General features: G+C 58.8%; 16 protein-coding genes. 13 read left to right on the forward strand and 3 right to left on the reverse strand.

Annotation, left to right across the window (positions count from 1 at the left end; translation table 11 throughout):
* Positions 1-161: 161 nt before the first annotated feature.
* From H7C18_RS20585 to H7C18_RS20595, 3 genes are read left to right on the forward strand one after another with little or no spacing between them, the layout of a single operon-like run.
* A complete protein-coding gene (locus H7C18_RS20585; protein ID WP_185130988.1) occupies positions 162-1,568 on the forward strand; it encodes an FAD-dependent oxidoreductase in 1,407 nt (468 codons plus the stop codon).
* A 41-nt stretch (positions 1,569-1,609) separates the two neighbouring features.
* The gene (locus H7C18_RS20590; RefSeq protein WP_185130989.1) at positions 1,610-3,010 is read left to right on the forward strand and encodes an MBL fold metallo-hydrolase; all 1,401 of its coding nucleotides are present in this window, start codon (positions 1,610-1,612) and stop codon (positions 3,008-3,010) included.
* 7 nt (positions 3,011-3,017) lie between these two features.
* Entirely contained in the window at positions 3,018-3,599 is a 582-nt protein-coding gene (locus tag H7C18_RS20595; protein ID WP_185130990.1) for a histidine phosphatase family protein, read from the forward strand.
* A 30-nt stretch (positions 3,600-3,629) separates the two neighbouring features.
* Here the strand turns inward: H7C18_RS20595 and H7C18_RS20600 are convergent, their stop codons facing one another.
* Positions 3,630-4,445: a helix-turn-helix domain-containing protein gene (locus H7C18_RS20600; protein WP_185130991.1), complete on the reverse strand. Its 816-nt coding sequence runs from the start codon at positions 4,443-4,445 to the stop codon at positions 3,630-3,632.
* Between the two features lie 239 nt (positions 4,446-4,684).
* On the opposite strand from H7C18_RS20600, the gene H7C18_RS20605 reads away from it, so the two are divergent.
* The 5 genes from H7C18_RS20605 to H7C18_RS20625 all read left to right on the forward strand — a co-directional run bounded on the left by H7C18_RS20605 (position 4,685) and on the right by H7C18_RS20625 (position 9,955).
* A complete protein-coding gene (locus tag H7C18_RS20605) occupies positions 4,685-6,058 on the forward strand; it encodes an ABC transporter substrate-binding protein (RefSeq protein ID WP_185130992.1) in 1,374 nt (457 codons plus the stop codon).
* A gap of 78 nt (positions 6,059-6,136) precedes the next feature.
* Positions 6,137-7,024, forward strand: coding sequence for a carbohydrate ABC transporter permease (locus H7C18_RS20610; protein ID WP_185130993.1), 888 nt, complete (start codon positions 6,137-6,139; stop codon positions 7,022-7,024).
* Positions 7,025-7,855 carry a carbohydrate ABC transporter permease gene (locus H7C18_RS20615; RefSeq protein WP_185130994.1) on the forward strand — a complete coding sequence of 277 codons (831 nt, stop codon included), beginning with the start codon at positions 7,025-7,027 and terminating at the stop codon, positions 7,853-7,855.
* Between the two features lie 122 nt (positions 7,856-7,977).
* The gene (locus H7C18_RS20620) at positions 7,978-8,988 is read left to right on the forward strand and encodes a zinc-dependent alcohol dehydrogenase (RefSeq protein ID WP_185130995.1); all 1,011 of its coding nucleotides are present in this window, start codon (positions 7,978-7,980) and stop codon (positions 8,986-8,988) included.
* 103 nt (positions 8,989-9,091) lie between these two features.
* Entirely contained in the window at positions 9,092-9,955 is an 864-nt protein-coding gene (locus tag H7C18_RS20625) for a helix-turn-helix domain-containing protein (protein ID WP_202887197.1), read from the forward strand.
* Positions 9,956-9,959: 4 nt separating this feature from the next.
* On the opposite strand, the gene H7C18_RS20630 is transcribed toward H7C18_RS20625, so the two are convergent.
* A complete protein-coding gene (locus tag H7C18_RS20630) occupies positions 9,960-11,069 on the reverse strand; it encodes an alpha/beta hydrolase family protein (protein WP_185130997.1) in 1,110 nt (369 codons plus the stop codon).
* A 185-nt stretch (positions 11,070-11,254) separates the two neighbouring features.
* Between H7C18_RS20630 and H7C18_RS20635 the strand changes: the two genes are divergently transcribed.
* From H7C18_RS20635 to H7C18_RS20645, 3 genes are read left to right on the forward strand one after another with little or no spacing between them, the layout of a single operon-like run.
* Complete coding sequence (locus H7C18_RS20635) at positions 11,255-12,403, forward strand: DUF2264 domain-containing protein (protein WP_185130998.1); 1,149 nt, start codon at positions 11,255-11,257, stop codon at positions 12,401-12,403.
* A gap of 57 nt (positions 12,404-12,460) precedes the next feature.
* Positions 12,461-12,715, forward strand: coding sequence for a hypothetical protein (locus H7C18_RS20640; RefSeq protein ID WP_185130999.1), 255 nt, complete (start codon positions 12,461-12,463; stop codon positions 12,713-12,715).
* A 53-nt stretch (positions 12,716-12,768) separates the two neighbouring features.
* Positions 12,769-13,707 carry a hypothetical protein gene (locus tag H7C18_RS20645; protein WP_185131000.1) on the forward strand — a complete coding sequence of 313 codons (939 nt, stop codon included), beginning with the start codon at positions 12,769-12,771 and terminating at the stop codon, positions 13,705-13,707.
* Between the two features lie 52 nt (positions 13,708-13,759).
* On the opposite strand, the gene H7C18_RS20650 is transcribed toward H7C18_RS20645, so the two are convergent.
* A complete protein-coding gene (locus H7C18_RS20650) occupies positions 13,760-14,503 on the reverse strand; it encodes an SDR family oxidoreductase (RefSeq protein ID WP_185131001.1) in 744 nt (247 codons plus the stop codon).
* A 184-nt stretch (positions 14,504-14,687) separates the two neighbouring features.
* Here H7C18_RS20650 and H7C18_RS20655 point away from each other — a divergent pair, with 184 nt between their 5' ends.
* On the forward strand, positions 14,688-15,251 hold the full coding sequence (locus tag H7C18_RS20655) for a TetR/AcrR family transcriptional regulator (RefSeq protein WP_337913815.1): 564 nt from the start codon (positions 14,688-14,690) through the stop codon (positions 15,249-15,251).
* Between the two features lie 132 nt (positions 15,252-15,383).
* Positions 15,384-15,791, forward strand: coding sequence for a hypothetical protein (locus H7C18_RS20660; RefSeq protein ID WP_185131002.1), 408 nt, complete (start codon positions 15,384-15,386; stop codon positions 15,789-15,791).
* The last annotated feature ends 255 nt before the right edge of the window (positions 15,792-16,046 follow it).

Raw genomic sequence — 16,046 nt, forward strand, 5'->3', positions numbered from 1 at the left:
CCCGATTTGGGGAGTCCATGCACGCTCTTTTGGATTCGTCATGCACTTTGTTTCACTTGAAACAAAGTGCATCTCGGATGAAGGAAATCTGCATGTTCAGGCGTTGCCCTCCTTCGTATAATCGAAAACGAATGAAAGATCCCATGGAAAGAAGGGCATGTATGGACAGCGGATCGAGTAGACAAGTCATCAGAACGCAGGTGCTCGTTCTCGGCGGAGGCGCCGGAGGGGTGGGCGCGGCCATCGCGGCCGCCCGGGAAGGCGCGGAGACGATGATCGTCGACCGGCAAGGGTTTCTGGGCGGCAACATGACGATCGGGCTGCCCCTATTGGCGTTCCTGGACGCGCAAGGGCGCCAGGTGACCAGGGGCCTCGCCCAAGAACTGGTCGACCGCCTGATCGAGCTCGGCGGATCGTTCGGACATCGGGAATGTCCGCTGCACAATTCGACCACCGTGATCGACCCGAACCTGATGAAGATCGTCGTTTTCGAAAAGATGAAGGAATACGGCGTGAAACCTTTGCTCCATTGCGAAATCATCGGCACCCGCGTCGAGAACGGCGAGTTGAAGTCCGTCCTGTTAAAGGGGAAAGGCAAGGAGATGGAAGTATTCGCCGACGTGTTCGTCGATGCGACCGGCGACGGCGACGTCGCGTATATGGCGGGGGCCGGCTTCGAGAAAGGGCAGTACGCGAACGGGGAGACGCAGCCGCCGACGCTCATGTTCACGGTCGGGGGCTTCGATCTGAATACGTTTATGGACTTCCTGGAGGAGCACCCGGACGAATTGAAGCATGGATCGTCGATGAAGATCCGTCCCGGCTATACCGCCGGTTTTTTGCGCGCCAGCGAGAACCATGTGTTCGTCGGCTTGAAAAACACGATCTCCAAGCTGCGGCGGGAGGGCAAGTGCCCGATCGACCGCGATACGATTATCTATATCAATTTGCCGAGAGAAGGCTATATCGCGTTAAACTGCATCCGAATTCTGAACTTTGACGGCACGAGCATCGAAGAGCTCAGCAGAGGAGAGACCGAATCCTACTTGCAAATCCTGCCTCTCATTCGGATGTTGCAAGAGAACATCCCGGGCTTTGAACATATTTATCTGTCCTCGATCGCGCCGTTTCTCGGGATCCGCGAGACGCGCCGGGTGATCGGCAAGCAGATGATTCGCGAAAATGCGGCCGTAAACGGGGTTATTCCGGAGGATACGATCGCGCTCGGCTCGTATATTATCGACATTCATAGCGGTTCCGGCGATTCTACGGTTATTCGTTCGCTTGCGGGTCCTTACGGCATCACCTACGGGGCGACCCTGTCCAAAGACGTCAAACGGCTGATGCTGAGCGGGCGCTGCATCAGCGTCGATCCCGTCGTGTTCGGTTCATCGCGGGTCATGCCGACTTGCGTCGCGGTGGGCGAAGCCGTCGGGATCGGAGCCGCGCTTGCCGTTAAGCAGCGGAAGGATCCGGCGGATGTCGACGTTCAGGCGATCCGGCGGACGCTGCGCGAGCGCGGCGCGATTCTGTCCATGGAGGATGTCGTTCCGAACGCGCAAATATAAAGCTTGATCTTGATCTATATATCATGAGGGAGGCGATCGCTTTGCAGGGAAGCCGACTGACTTTTTTCGGCGGCGTAGGCAAATCCGGAGGCGTTCAGGTTCTTTACGGGAAAGGAAAACAGGCGGTGCTGTTCGATTTCGGAGTGGAGCACAGCAGCCTGCTGTTCCCCAAGCAGGTTACGCTCTGCGAACCGGTAGGCGCGACGCCGGGGCGCGAGCTGCGGCAATTTCTGCTGGCCGGAATGACGGCGCCCCTGACGGAGCTTTACGATCCCGATGCTTTGAAAGGGCTGGATGCGGCGAAGGTACGGCGGCGGGTCTGGAACGATGCCGATTTTCCCCGATACGACGACATTCGTCTGTTTATCGGGCATATGCATACGGATCATATGGCGGTGCTTCCTTACGCTCGCCCGGATCTTCCCGTCTATATGAGCCACGATTCCCATTCGTTGTTCCGGGGCATGGTGGCGGGCAGGCATAGCGCCGATACGAAAGCCCGGATCACGGTCTGCGATGATCTAAGCGTGATCGACTTCGGAGAGTTCTCCATGCAGATCGTCGAGATGGACCATAACGCGACGGGCGCGGCCGGCCTGATCCTGGACGACGGAATTCACAAAATCGCGTATACGGGGGACTGGCGCCGGCAAGGCAAGCATCCGGAGCGCATCGACCGTTTCATCGAGCTATGCCGCGCCAGGCAGGTCGACCTCTTGATCACGGAGGGAACGCGTCTGGCCTCCGATCCGTCGTCCGAGGTGAGCGGTCAGATGCCGGAAGCCGAGCTGCTGTCCCGCTTCTCGGAGATCGTAGGCGAGGCGGACGGACTCGTGATCCTGCAGATGTCGCCGAGGGACCTGGAACGGATGGCCGACATGATCGCGATTGCGGCGGCGCAAGGAAGGAAAATCGCGATGGACGCTTCCCATGCCGCCATCTGGCATGCCGCGAACCGCGAAGGCTTGCGGATTCTGAAGGACCATCCGGCGCTTGATACGGCCCTTCGAATCGTCGAGCCGACCGTTGCGGAAGGAGATTTTTTTCCTTACGAGACGATCTCTCTGGAGGAAATGGCGGAGCGCAAAGGCGAATATATTTACTTTTACAAGTTTCCCGATCTCGCCCACTTGATCGAATTGGAGACGCTCGGCGAGGCGCCGGGACCCTCGCATTTCATACAATCGGATTACAGCGTGAAGATCGATCAAGCCGACGTGGCCAAATTCCTGCAAACGTTCGGGATCGTGGGGCACTCGCTGTCCAACGGAGGGCACGCTCACCCCGAGGCTTTGTCCGACATGATCGAACGGATCGCGCCTCAAGCGGTCATTACGCTGCACAGCCGGTACCCGGATTCGCAGAACACGAGAGGAATTCCGGCTTACCGCCCGACGAAGGGAGAGACGGCGGCGGTATCTTCAATCGTAGAGAGGAGGTAGCGTTGGGTTGGCTACGATTACATTTGTCCGGCACGGCATAACCGATCACAATGTGGAGAAGAGAGCCCAGGGCCACACGCAGAATCCGCTGAACGAGACGGGGAGGGCCCAAGCGGCGCTGGTGGCCAAGCGGCTCGCCGGAACGGAGTGGGATGTGTTCGTCTCCAGCGACCTGAGGCGGGCGCGGGAAACGTCCGAGCTGATCTCTGCGGCCATCGGCAAATCCGTCGATTTCTACGACCGGCGGCTCCGCGAGATGGATCGGGGCAAGATTGCCGATACGACCGAATCGGAACGAATCGAGCGGTGGGGCGTTGACTGGCGGCAGCTCGATATGGAGCAGGAGACCCATGAATCGATGCGCGCGCGCGGCGTGAGCTTCGTCGAGGAGGTCTCGTCCCGGTTCGCGGGCAAACGGATTCTGGTCGTCACGCACGGCTATTTCCTGGGCCAGACCTTGAAGGCGCTCATGCAGGACGAATCGACCGGCAACGAACTGCGCAATACGTCCGTCACGACGATCGAACGCCGCGACGGAAGATGGAACTACTTGCTTTACGACTGCGTCCGGCACCTGTCCGGCGAATAACGCCAGGAAAGCGAAAAGAGCCGGGCACGGTTAGACCCGGTTCTTTTCGCGATATTTCGAAGGGCTCGCGCCCATGCTCTTGGAGAAGACGCGGCTTAAGTAGAAGCCGTTCTCGTAGCCGCAGCGCGCGGCGATCTGATCGAGCGTCAAGTCGGTGTCGAGCAGCAGCTCCGCGACTTTGCGGATACGGAGCGACCGGACGAAATCCGACGGCGTTAAGCGGAACGACTTCCGGAACCGGCGCGTGAACTGGACGGGACTCAGCCCGAGCGAACCGGAGAGCGTGCTCATGCCGAACGGGGTATAGGCATGCTTGTATAACCAATCGGCCGCGCGGTTCATCAGCTCGTCGTCCGAATCTTCCAGGCGCAGCATCTCGTCCTGCGGATGCTCGCCTTCCCACACCTCGCAGGCGAGCTGCCAGATGTCGTTGAGAATCATCTGTTTGCGCAGGGCGTTGCGGGAATCCGCCGCGAAGTGAAGCTTGCGCAGATAGGCGAAGTCCGAAGCCAGGCGCTTGCCGTCCAGCGGCCGCGCCAGGCTCGAAGGCAGCAAGGGAATAAGCTCCGTCTGCTCCCGGCCGGCAAACTCGAATCCGATATAATGAAGTTCCAAAGGCGACACCATCTCGCGCTGGAAAACGACTCCCGGCGGACAATACACCAGATCCCCGGCACCCGCTTCCCCTCGTTCCTCTCCGATCCGAAACCGGAATTTGCCCGCTTCGACCGCGAACAGAACCCACACCGCGTAGCAATCTTCGTCCATTTCGAACTTTTCCTTGCGTTCAAAGTAGGCATGGGAGACCATGACCTGCGTTTGATTCCATAACGTTAAGGCGTTCATTCGAATCGATTCCTTTGGTGAAGTAAGTCTTATTTTACAGGAGACACTACCGAATTGCTAAGTGCATAGGTCGTATTTTTCCCGCGCATTCATCTTAAAAACGGCGCACATCCGTCTTAAAAAATAGCATTGGTTGCCCTGCCGGAGGGTGGTACGCTAGTGTTCGGGAAAAGCTTCGACCGGGACGATGCGCACGTCCGGGAGCTTGCCGACAGAAAAAAGGGAGGTTTCCATCCGAAATGGCACAGAAACGCATCGTACAAACGGCGGCGCCCGCCCTCGCGCTTGCCCTGATGCTGTCCGCTTGCGGCAGCGGCAACGGCAACAACGGCGGCGCTGCCGATTCATCCGGCTCGTCGTCATCCGCTCCGGCGAGCTCGGCGGCCGCCGGCTCGTCCGCCGAGACCCCGGCGAAGGACGTCACGTTCACGATCGGCTACGCGACCGGCGACCCGGCCACCAAGAAGGCGATCGCGGATACGATCGACGCCTTCATGAAGGCGAATCCGCACATCAAGATCAAGGACATGAGCGAAGGAACGACGACCTCCTATCTCGATTGGCTGAAGACGAAGGACGCGGTCGGCGAGTTCCCCGACCTGGTCGAGATGCGCGACACGAAGATCTTCGCCGACTCCGGCAAGATCGTCGAGCTGCCTAGCGATCTCGTCGATCTGTTCTCCTCCGTTCCGGAGGTGGACGGGAAGAAGTACAACGCGCCGATCACGCTGAACGCGCCGGAAGGGATTATCTACAGCAAGAAAGCATACGCCGACGCCGGCATTACCGAGCCTCCGAAGACGTACGATGAATTCCTCGCCGACCAGGAGAAGCTGAAGACAAGCGGAATTACGCCGATCGTAGTCGGAGGCAAGGACATTTTCCACATGGGCTTCTGGCTCAACAAGTTCTTGATCGACGAAGTGTACGTCGGCGATCCGGACTGGAACTCCAAGCGGACGGCGAAGATGACCAGCTTCACCGACGCCGGACCGGTTCAGGCGATGACCGACTACAAGGAGCTGTTCTCGAAGTACGTCGACAAAGGCTGGCTGTCCACGGCAGACAACCAGACCGCGTCGATCCTCGTCTCCGGCAAGGCGGCCCAGCTCTTCTCCGGCCCGTGGATGTTCACGCAGATTCACGACGCCGATCCGAGCTTCGACTTCGGCTTCTACGCGCTGCCGGACCGCCAGGGCAACGTTAACGTCGTCGGCCTGCCGTCCCCGGCGGGATGGAGCTTGTCCGCGGAAGCGGCCAAGGACGCGGATAAAGTCGAAGCGATGAAGACGTTCATCCGATTCTTCTTCGCCAAGGAACAGTATTCCAAATACTTGCAAACCGTTAACGGCATCCCGTCGACCAAGGAGGAGGTTCAGTACGAGTCGCTGCCGCAGATGCAGGACGTACTGAAGCTGATGTCGGATCCGAACGTGAAGAAGTCGCTTCCGATCAACAATTGGTGGGGAGAAAACCAAATTCCGCCGCAGTTCCGCGACTGGTACTACAAGCTGATGCAGGAGCTCGTGCTCAAGAACGGCGACGTCAAGGAGTATATGAAGAGAGCCGACGCCGAGTACGACGCGGAAGTAAAGGCGAACGCCCAGCAATAACGGAGCGCGTAAACGGGATGAACCTTCGCGGACGGCGAAGGTTCATCTTTTCCAGGGCTCGTATGGAGGAATCGGAGAATGGCTGCAAAAAGAAAAAGCCGGGCGACCCACACGCTCGTCTTCCTCATTCCGGCGCTTGCGCTGTATACGCTGTTCGTCATCGCTCCCACGCTGAGCAGCGCGTATCTCAGCTTTACGTCGTGGGACGGCGTCAGCACGAAGATCCATTTTATCGGCTTTGACAATTTCGCGGAAATTTGGAACAGCGAACGCGTCCGCAACGCGCTCAAAAACACGCTCATCCTGACGGCCGTGCTGGTCGTCCTGGAGAACGCGGCGGCGATCGCGCTGGCGATGCTGGTCGATCAGGTTCGGTGGGCGCGTAATCTGTTCCGAAGCGTGTTTTATTTTCCCGTGCTGCTCAGCGGCATCGTGATGGGGTTCGTCTGGACGATCATTCTGAATTACAATTTCGGCGTCCTGAACCAGCTGCTCGACCTGATCGGGCTCGGTTCGCTTAAGGCGGATTGGCTGGGCAGCCCCCGATTCGCGCTCGTCTCGATCATCCTGTCGACCGTCTGGAAGCAGGCCGGCTATTACATGATTATTTATCTCGCCGGCCTGCAGGGCATTCCGCAGGAGCTGACCGAGGCCGCCGCCATCGACGGGGCCGGCCGCTGGCAGCAGTTCAAGAGCATCACGTTCCCGCTGCTCGCCGGCTCGCTCACCGTTTGCTCGGTGCTGTCGATGATCTCGTCGCTGAAGATTTTCGATCAGATCGCGGTCATGACGGACGGCGGCCCGGGCTTCGCGACCGAGACGCTGACGTATATCGTGTACAAGGTCGGCTTCGGCGAGCTGCGTCAAGGCTTCGGCACGGCGATGGCGATGGTGCTGTTCCTGCTCATCCTGATCATCACCGTCATCCAGGTCAAGCTTCTGCGCAAAAGAGAGGTGCAGCTGTAGATGGAGAAGCGCAGGCGGTTTCACGACATTCTGATTTTCGCCGTTACGCTGGCGGTCGCGATCGTGTTCTTTTTTCCCATCTTCTTCAATCTGATGTCGGCGTTCAAGAGCAATCCGGAGATCATGCGCGACGCCATCGCCTTTCCGAAATCGTTCTACCTCGACAGTTTCAAGTATCTGCTGACCGAGACGGACTTCCCCCGCTCCATCGTCAACAGCGTCATTCTGACGGCCGTCTCGATCGTCTTCATGGTGCTGGTCATCCCCATGGCGGGTTACGCGATCGAGCGCTCGAACGCCAAGTGGACGAACTACGCGTTCGTCTACTTCCTGGCCGGCATGATGATTCCGTTCCAGGCGTACATGATCCCGCTGTTCAAGGAGATGAAGATGTTCGGCCTGTACGGCCATCTCGCCGGGCCGATCGTCGTTTACGTCTCCGGCTCGGTCGGCTTCGGGGCGCTGCTCTACACGAGCTTCCTGAAGGGCGTGCCGCGCGAGATCGAGGAGTCGGCGGAGATCGACGGCAGCTCCAAGTACGGCATCTTCTTCCGCATCGTATTCCCGCTGCTCGGCCCGTGCACGGCCAGCATGGTCGTGCTCAACGGCCTCGGCATCTGGAACGACTTCCTGATGCCGATGCTCGTCCTGCCTTCGGGCAAGCCGAAGACGATGGTCGTCGAGATCTTCTATTACGTCGGCGAATTCTCGTCGAGGTGGGACATGATCTTCGCCGGAACGGCGCTGTCGATCGTGCCGATCCTGATCGTGTTCCTGCTGCTGCAGAGGTACTTCGTCAAAGGAATCGCCACCGGGGCGATCAAGGGGTAGCGGCGGCGGGAAATCGTTGTTTTTGGTAAAAAGTCGTTGTCCTCATCAAAGACGGACGGAGGAGAGAGCAGTAAGATGAAGGGGCGGTTCCGATTCGGACAAAGGAATGGAGACGACCCTCAATGAACAACAAACAAATCGTGTTTACGTCGCCTTGGAAAGCGGAAATCCGGCAAAAGCGGCTGGAGACGCCGGCGCTCGGCCCCGACGAGGCATGGGTGAGGAAGATCTGTACGCTTGTCAGTCCCGGCACGGAGCTGGCCTGCCTGTCCGGCAACGAAAGCTGGTTTCGGATGCCGGGCATTCCCGGCTACGCTTCCGTCAGCGAAGTGCTGCAAACGGGCGATAACGTAGAAGGCTTCGCGGCCGGAGACATTGTGTTCCACTACGGAGACCATTCGGCCTACTCGGTTGTCTCGACACGCCACGTCTGGCTGAAAGTGCCGCCTTCGCTGCCGCTTCCGTGGGTTCCGTTCGCCCGGATGGCGGCGGTCGCGATGACGTCGCTGCGCGTCTCGCAGATCGAGCTGGGCGATACGGTTGCCGTGACCGGGCTGGGTCTCGTCGGCAACATGGCCTCTCAGCTGGCGAGACTGCAGGGCGCGACCGTCATCGGGATCGATCTGTCGGAGCAGCGGCTGCAGCTGGCGAAAGCATGCGGCGCGGATCATGTTCTGCTCGGGGGCAAAGGGGAGCTTCGCGATGAAGTGATGCGAATCACGAACGGGCAAGGAGTCTCCGCGCTGATCGAAGCGACGGGCGTGCCGAAGGTCGCGGTCGATCACCTGCCGCTGGTCGGCCGGTTCGGCGAGGTGATCCTGCTCGGCAGTCCGCGGGGCGACTTCCAGACGAACGTGACGGAGCTGCTGAACCGAATCCATCTCGACGGCAGCTACGGCAACCTTACGTTCAAGGGCGCGCACGAATGGCGCTATCCCGTTCTGCCGGACCGGTTCGCCAAGCATTCGCTCGCGCGCAATTGCGGCATCATTCTCGAACTGATGGCCGACGGGCGATTGCGGATCGAGCCGCTGATCAGCCATGTGCTCAAGCCGGAAGAGGCGGAGCAAGCTTACCAAGGCCTGCGGAACGACAAGGACCGATACAACGGCGTTCTGTTCGATTGGAGGTGAAGCTGACTGCCCCGGCTTCTTGGCAGCTTGTCCTCGATCGGCTACGATGGAAGGAAGCGTTGCAAGGTTCGCCGTTTGGCTGAACGGTTGGGGGGGAGGAACGGTGGAGCTGGATCTGGATTCGATCTCGCCTCATGTGCGGATGGTCAAAATCGTCAAGTCGTCCTCGCTCTCCGGCGAGTGGATCGATTACGACCATGTATTCACCTATATCGAGCAAGGGGAAGCCGAGTTCATCCTGAACGGGGTCAAGTATCTCGCAGGAGAAGGCGACGTCTTCCTCATGCCGCCGTTCATGCCGCATCTGATCCGGACGACATCGGCCGTTCCCTTGATCCAGCATATCGTTCAGTTCGACCTGTACGACGATCCGGAACGCCGGCAGTGGAGAGAGACCACCGTCATCAACGGGACGACCGGACGGCTTCCGGACCGCGAAAGGCTGCTGAGCGCGGTATCGCCCGCTTCCCGCCTGCTCCCCGCGAACCGCCTGGAATTTCTGGCGAGACTGGCCAGGATGCGCCAGCTTTTCGCCGAAGGGGAGAAGTACGGCTGCTTGAAGCTCAAAGCCTGCTGCATCGAGCTGATCTGCGATTATTTGGGCAGCCTGTCCGCCGACCGGTTCCGGGAAGGCCGAAAAACAAAGGGCTGGGCGATGATCGAGAAAGCGATCCATTACATCAACAAGCGCTACGGCGACCCCCGTCTGAACAATCGCGAAATCGGCGAGCACGTAGGGGTCTCCGCGAATTACTTGTCGTTCGTCTTCAAGGATCAGCTTCGGATAACGCTGCACAAATATGTGACCCACGTTCGGATCGAGCAGGCCAAGCTGCGAATGGTCGAAGGCGGGAAGTCGCTGACGGAGATCGCGGACGAGACCGGGTTCACGAGCATCCACGTATTCAGCCGCGCCTTCAAGAGCGAGCTTGGCCTGTCTCCCAGCCAGTTCTCGAACGGTCTATGACTTGCTAGATCTGCTTATCGGCGAAATCGAGAAAGCAGTGCCAATCGTACGGCAGCAAGTCGTGCTTGCCCGTACGGAGATGATAGCCCAGTTTGTCGCCGTGAACGGGCGTGTCGGGCGAAGGGAAGACGTCGGTTCCGAGTCCTTGCGATCCGTTCAGCCGGTAGGCTTCCTCCGCGAGAACGAGCGAAGCGAATTCCGCTTGGGGATCCGCCCAAGCATCCTCCGTCGCGCTTGTCACGTACAGGGCGCGGGGAGCGATCGCGGCGAGGAGCAGGTGCTGATCGACGGGCAGCTCGTCTTCCTTCCCGTTGTAGTTCTTATAGTTGGCGTTGAACCAGTGCGGGAACGAAGCGTTGATATGATGAATCCGTTCGCCTTCGGTCACCCGCGAGAGAGCGGCTCCCGTGCAGCCGGAGTTGTTGCTGACGACCATGGCGAAGCGAGTGTCCAGCGCCCCGGCCCACAGCGCGGTTTTGCCGCCCCGGGAGTGCCCGACCAGCATGACCCGGCCAGCATCCGCGTCGGGATCGGTCTCCAGGTAGTCCATCGCCCGGCTGGCTCCCCAAGCCCAAGCGGCGATGGTGCCCCAAGCGTTGCCCGGCCGCTCCCGTCCGGGTTCGTCGAACAGGCCGTGAACGCCGTTCCGGAAGCCGTCGTCGCGATCCGGATCGAGATCATGGACCTGGTAAACCGCAGCCGCATATCCCCGCGCCACGATCGCTTCGACCGGCCAAAAATCGGCCGAGACGCTCCGGTCGGAATCGTCGAACGGTTGGGTCCGGTTGTCGATCAACAAGCAGGCCGGAACCGGCTTGGGTCGATTCGCGGGAACGAACATCGTGAGCGGGAACGATCCTCGGCCTCCGGGGCCTTCGTAAGAAATGTCGACGGTTCTGCGCACGGCGGCGCCGTTCATCGCTGCTTCCTCTTTAAGCAAACGGAAACTTAACGTTTCGGGACGCCCGATCGGGTTTTTCCCATAGACGAGTTCCTCGAACAAGCCGATAATCTCCGGCCTTCTCTCCCGTTCCCACTGCTCCGCGGATCCGATAGCTTGACCCGATCGGCTCTTTAACGCCGCGGGTATCGCTTGCCTGTCGAACTGTCGCATGGCGACTCCTCCTCCGTCATCATCATCCATTTCTTACTTAAGAAAACGCTTCAATTCCGGTTCTATTGTACTTCATTTTCAGGGAAAAATAGGAGCATTTCAGGTAAAAAAGATGCTAACTTCTCCACCGTGAATAGGGATATAATGGGTCTGTCACTTCAACGGTCATGGAGGAGTCTGCGCTTATGGAGATACGAGGGAACCGGAAATACTGGCTTGATATGCTCGTTCGGATCGCCGATCCGGTGCTGACGGCGCTCGCGGCAAGACGCCTGAAGATGACGATGCCGGTCGAGTCGATCGCCGACCGGTCGGTCTGTACATACCTGGAGGCGGCGGGGCGGCTGCTCGGCGGCATGGCGCCGTGGCTGGAGCTGCCGCTCTCGGAGGGGGAAGAGGGCGAACTGCGGCTTGCGTATGCGGATCTGGCGAGGCGTTCGATCGATGCGATCACCGATCCCGGCTCACCGGATTACGGCCGGTTCGGAGAGGTTGACCAGACGCTCGTCGATGCGGCCTTTCTGGCGCATGCGATCGTCCGGGCGCCTAACGAGCTGCTCGGCAAGCTGGACGGCCGGGTTCGGGCCAACCTGGCCGCCGCGCTTCGGGCCACCCGCGTCATCCGTCCCTACCGCAGCAACTGGCTGCTGTTCTCGGCCATGGTCGAGACGGCGCTGTTTCGAATGGAGGAAGATTACGACCGGGTCCGCCTCGATTACGCGATTCACATGCATGAGATATGGTATAAAGGGGACGGAACCTACGGGGACGGAGAGCACTTCGCCTGGGACTACTATAACAGCTACGTGATTCAGCCGATGCTGCTCGACATCGTGCACACGGTCGGCCATACGTATCCGGACGGGGAGAGGATGAAGGAGCGTACGCTGGAAAGAGCCCAACGGTATGCGGCGGTACAGGAGGCGCTCATCTCCCCGGAGGGCACCTACCCGGCGATCGGCCGTTCGATCACGTACCGCACCGGCGCTTTTCAGGCGCTCGCGCAAATCTCCTTAAGGAAGGAGCTGCCGGAGACGCTGAGGCCGGCGCAGGTCCGGTGCGCGCTGCAGGCGGTCATCCGCCGCTGCATGGAGGCGCCGGGCACGTTCGACGCGAACGGCTGGCTGAAGATCGGCTTGGCCGGCAGCCAGCCGGGCCTGGGCGAAGGTTATATTTCCACCGGGAGCCTCTATCTGTGCTCGACCGTCTACCTGCCGCTCGGCCTTCCGCCGGAGGACGACTTCTGGAGCGATCCGGACGAGCCGTGGTCCTCCCGGCAGCTGTGGTCCGGCATCGACCGCGCGGCGGATCATGCTTATCATGAGCGGCACTGAATAGCGCATGAGCGAACTCGTTTCCGAGTGTATAAGCAAATTGGAAGAGGTGCAAACGTGATTCTTCTTCTTGGCTTCCTGCTTTATATTTTCATTGTTGGGATTGTTATATACAGATTATTTAAATATAAATTCAGCAAATATAACAGGGAAAACATAGGGTTTCTTATCACTTCGGGTATTCTCTTGAAAGTAGTGAAGGTACAGGAAGTCTGGCTCTACTCTTTAGCGGGATTGAACGTCGTTCTGCTGGCAGTCATCGTTGGAGGACTTATGAAAAGCAGCAAGAACTCCGGCATTCGAGGCCATTGATTGGATTCGCCGGCCATCTTCTCTTTACCAAAGCAAGAGGGGGAAACTATCGAATGAGAGCGAAAAGTTCGGTCCTCGAGTGGTTGCTTGATTCCGACCCTGCGATCCGATGGCAGGTCATGCGCGACCTCGCCAAAGAGCCCGAAGAGCTCGTTGCCGCCGAGCGGTCCCGGGTTGCCTCGGAAGGCTGGGGAGCCCGGCTTCTCGACCTGCAGGCGCCGGAAGGCCATTGGGGGCGCGATGCGGAAGAGGGGGATCTGTTGTGCACCGCCTTTACCCTGATCCTGTTGAGAGACCTTGGATTGGATCCGAAGGGGGAGCGAGCCCGCATTGCGATCGGCCGTGTGCGGGACCATCTGGCCTGGACCAAGTTCGACGGACAACCCTTCTTCGACGGCGAGACCGAGCCCTGCATTAATGGACGCATCCTGGCAGCGGGCGCTTACTTCGGCGCTGCGAGCGATCGGCTGGTCGACCGGCTCCTCGACGAGCAGTTGGAGGACGGGGGCTGGAATTGCGATGCCCCGCAAAGTCGGAGGTCTTCGTTCCACAGCACCATTTGCGTTCTGGAGGGACTATTGGAGTACGAGAAGGCGGAGGGCGCCTCCGCCGCCGTGACGGATGCCCGCGTTCGGGGGCAGGAGTATCTTCTGGAGCGCCGCATGCTCCGTTCTCTGTCATCCGGAGAGGTGATCGATCGCAAATGGACGCGTTTCTGGTTTCCGACCACCTTTCATTACGATGTGCTGCGAGGTCTCGACTACTTGCGCAGCGCCGGCGTCGAACCGGATGAACGGATGGCAGAGGCTGTCGGGCTTGTGAGGAAGAGGCGGCACCAGAACGGGCTTTGGCCGCTTCGGAAGCCGGCTGACCGCCGGTTGACGCTTTGGGCCGATCGAGTTCCTTTCGACATGGAAGAGACAGGCAAGGCCAGCCGTTGGAACACGCTCCGAGCTTTACGAGTGTTGGACTGGCAATCGGCCCGAAACTAAAATCCGGCGATAACCCGCATGCTCGCGGTTTTATCGCCGGATCCGGATGGGCTCACATGCTCTGCAGCGTCGGCCGGATTACGATCTCATTGACGCCCGCGTCCTCCGGCATATCGATGGCGTAAGCGATGGCGCCGGCAATCCGTTCGGGCGGGATGCTCATGTCCTTCAAATGCGCAGCCATGGCTTGGACCTCGGGGCTGGTCACCGTATTCATGAGCTCCGTCTCCGTTATCCCCGGCGAGATGACGGTGGCGCGGATCCGGGAAGACGCCGACTCTTCCTGACGAAGACCTTCCGTAATGGCCCGTACCGCGAATTTGGTCGCGCTGTAAACCGCGGAGGCCGGGCTTACGGTATGCCCCGCAACCGATGCGACGTTGATGATATGGCCGGATTGCCGTTCCCGCATGGAGGGCAGTACCGCTGCAATGCCGTACAATACCCCCTTAATATTCACGTCGATCATCTGATCCCATTCATGGACTCGAAGCTCGTTCAACCGGGAAACCGGCATGATTCCGGCATTGTTCACCAGCACGTCGATACGGCCGTATTTCGTTAGCGCAAACTCCGCCAGCTTTTTCATATCCTCGGGGGAAACAACGTCAGCCTTGAACGGCGAGGCTTCTCCGCCCGCTTGCACGATTTCGCCGACGATCTCCTTAAGACGATCCTCTCGCCGTGCCGCCAGCACCACCTTTGCGCCTTGCTGCGCGAGCAGCTTGGCCGTTGCTTTCCCGATGCCGCTGGACGCCCCTGTTAGGACAACAACTTTCGATTCGATATTTTCCATGGTTCCTTTCCCTCTCCTTTATAGGATTCAACGCCAAGATTCAACAGTTGTTGAAAATCTGACGTTTGTTGATTATCATTATAGGTAGCCGCATAAAACCGTTCAATCGCCAATCGGGTCCCGAACGTTCAATATCCGACAAGGCACCGGGGATTGTTCAATAACGGAAGGAGGGCGTGGAATCGTGGAGACTGCCGTCAGAATCGACAGGCGAGTGATGAAGACGAAGCGGGCGATTCACAAGGCGTTTCTGGAGCTGTACGGCGAGAAAGATTTTGAGCATATTACGATTAACGACATTGCCGACAGAGCCGAAGTCAACCGGGGAACCGTCTACCACCATTACCTGGACAAATTCGATCTGTTGGATCAGATCATTCACGGGCATTTGAGCAAGCTTGCCGAATATTGCACTTTGCACGAAGGCGAGTCGGAACAGACCCTGCCGGCCGGCGAACTGAAGCCGGTATTCGATTATTTCGAAGCCAACTACCCCTTTTTCTCTACGCTGTTAGCGAATCGCAGCAGCTCTATGTTCCGCGAGCGGCTGACGGAGTTCGTTTCCGCCCAGCTGAGAAAGAAGCTTGCCGCCGGCGACCGGCCCTCGGATATCGACCAAGAGCTGAACGCCCAATTTATGGCCTCGTCCTTCGTTGGAATCGTCGAATGGTGGATTCAGCGCCGGATGCCCCGTCCTCCGCAATATATGGCGGAGCAGGTATCCCGGTTGTTGGCTAAAAATACTTGATCCATACAACCTGCCGGCGAGATCCGGCAGGTTGTTTCGTCTGGCGGGCAGAGGAGCAGGAAGCAGCCCAAACATCATCCCGGAATCAGAATAGAATTAAGAGTTAACCCATATCTCACGGGAGGAGTTTCTTTGAGCGATATCGACATTCAAGGCTGTCCCGCTCCTCAGAACATCACATTGGTTCAGCGCCTGCAGCCTCTTGTAGGCCGGACGGTAACGGTGTTCCAGCCTGGATTTCCGCAGCTGACGAGAACGACAGGCAAGCTTTCCCAAGTGACCTCGACCTCTTTCACGGTGGGAACAACGGAAGTGGTCATCCAAACATCCTTCTTTATCGTCCTGAATGAGCCCGCTAAAAAGACAAAGCCGTTTGACTTGACGGCAACCGCGGAAGACATAGGCGAGCTTCACGGGAGATTGATCCGCGTCGGGAGAAACTTTGTGGAGTTTATCAAGACCCCGGGCCGAAGGGTCCCTACTCTGTTTCCGTTAAATCAGTTCACGGAAGTCGTGTGCGAAAGAGAAGACGAGGAATAAGCTTACTGTAATATAACGGTCTTTCCAGCACCCGACCGGGTGCCTTTTCGTATTATTAGGTCAGCCAGAGATTTCTGGTTGGCCTATTTTTATGGCTGTTCTAAGATGGCGGTAGCCGGGAGAACGTGGGTGGCTCAGGGTCAAAGAACCCGTCAAAAAAACTGTTCTCCCACTACCCCCAATGACCATGTTTGAGCTGGTAGAGGCATCGACCTCGTATCACAAGCGAAGCTGTGGGATTGGAGTCATCGTGGG

Origin of the sequence: Cohnella zeiphila, assembly GCF_014212055.1 — a bacterium.
Classification (GTDB): domain Bacteria; phylum Bacillota; class Bacilli; order Paenibacillales; family Paenibacillaceae; genus Cohnella; species Cohnella zeiphila.

Excerpts from the sequence above, each read along its gene's own strand:
- H7C18_RS20600 (WP_185130991.1), bottom strand. The coding sequence starts at position 4,445 with ATGAACGCCTTAACGTTATGGAATCAAACGCAGGTCATGGTCTCCCAT.
- H7C18_RS20635 (WP_185130998.1), top strand. The coding sequence starts at position 11,255 with ATGGAGATACGAGGGAACCGGAAATACTGGCTTGATATGCTCGTTCGG.
- H7C18_RS20630 (WP_185130997.1), bottom strand. The coding sequence starts at position 11,069 with ATGCGACAGTTCGACAGGCAAGCGATACCCGCGGCGTTAAAGAGCCGA.
- H7C18_RS20610 (WP_185130993.1), top strand. The coding sequence starts at position 6,137 with ATGGCTGCAAAAAGAAAAAGCCGGGCGACCCACACGCTCGTCTTCCTC.
- H7C18_RS20615 (WP_185130994.1), top strand. The coding sequence starts at position 7,025 with ATGGAGAAGCGCAGGCGGTTTCACGACATTCTGATTTTCGCCGTTACG.
- H7C18_RS20605 (WP_185130992.1), top strand. The coding sequence starts at position 4,685 with ATGGCACAGAAACGCATCGTACAAACGGCGGCGCCCGCCCTCGCGCTT.
- H7C18_RS20585 (WP_185130988.1), top strand. The coding sequence starts at position 162 with ATGGACAGCGGATCGAGTAGACAAGTCATCAGAACGCAGGTGCTCGTT.
- H7C18_RS20620 (WP_185130995.1), top strand. The coding sequence starts at position 7,978 with ATGAACAACAAACAAATCGTGTTTACGTCGCCTTGGAAAGCGGAAATC.
- H7C18_RS20645 (WP_185131000.1), top strand. The coding sequence starts at position 12,769 with ATGAGAGCGAAAAGTTCGGTCCTCGAGTGGTTGCTTGATTCCGACCCT.
- H7C18_RS20650 (WP_185131001.1), bottom strand. The coding sequence starts at position 14,503 with ATGGAAAATATCGAATCGAAAGTTGTTGTCCTAACAGGGGCGTCCAGC.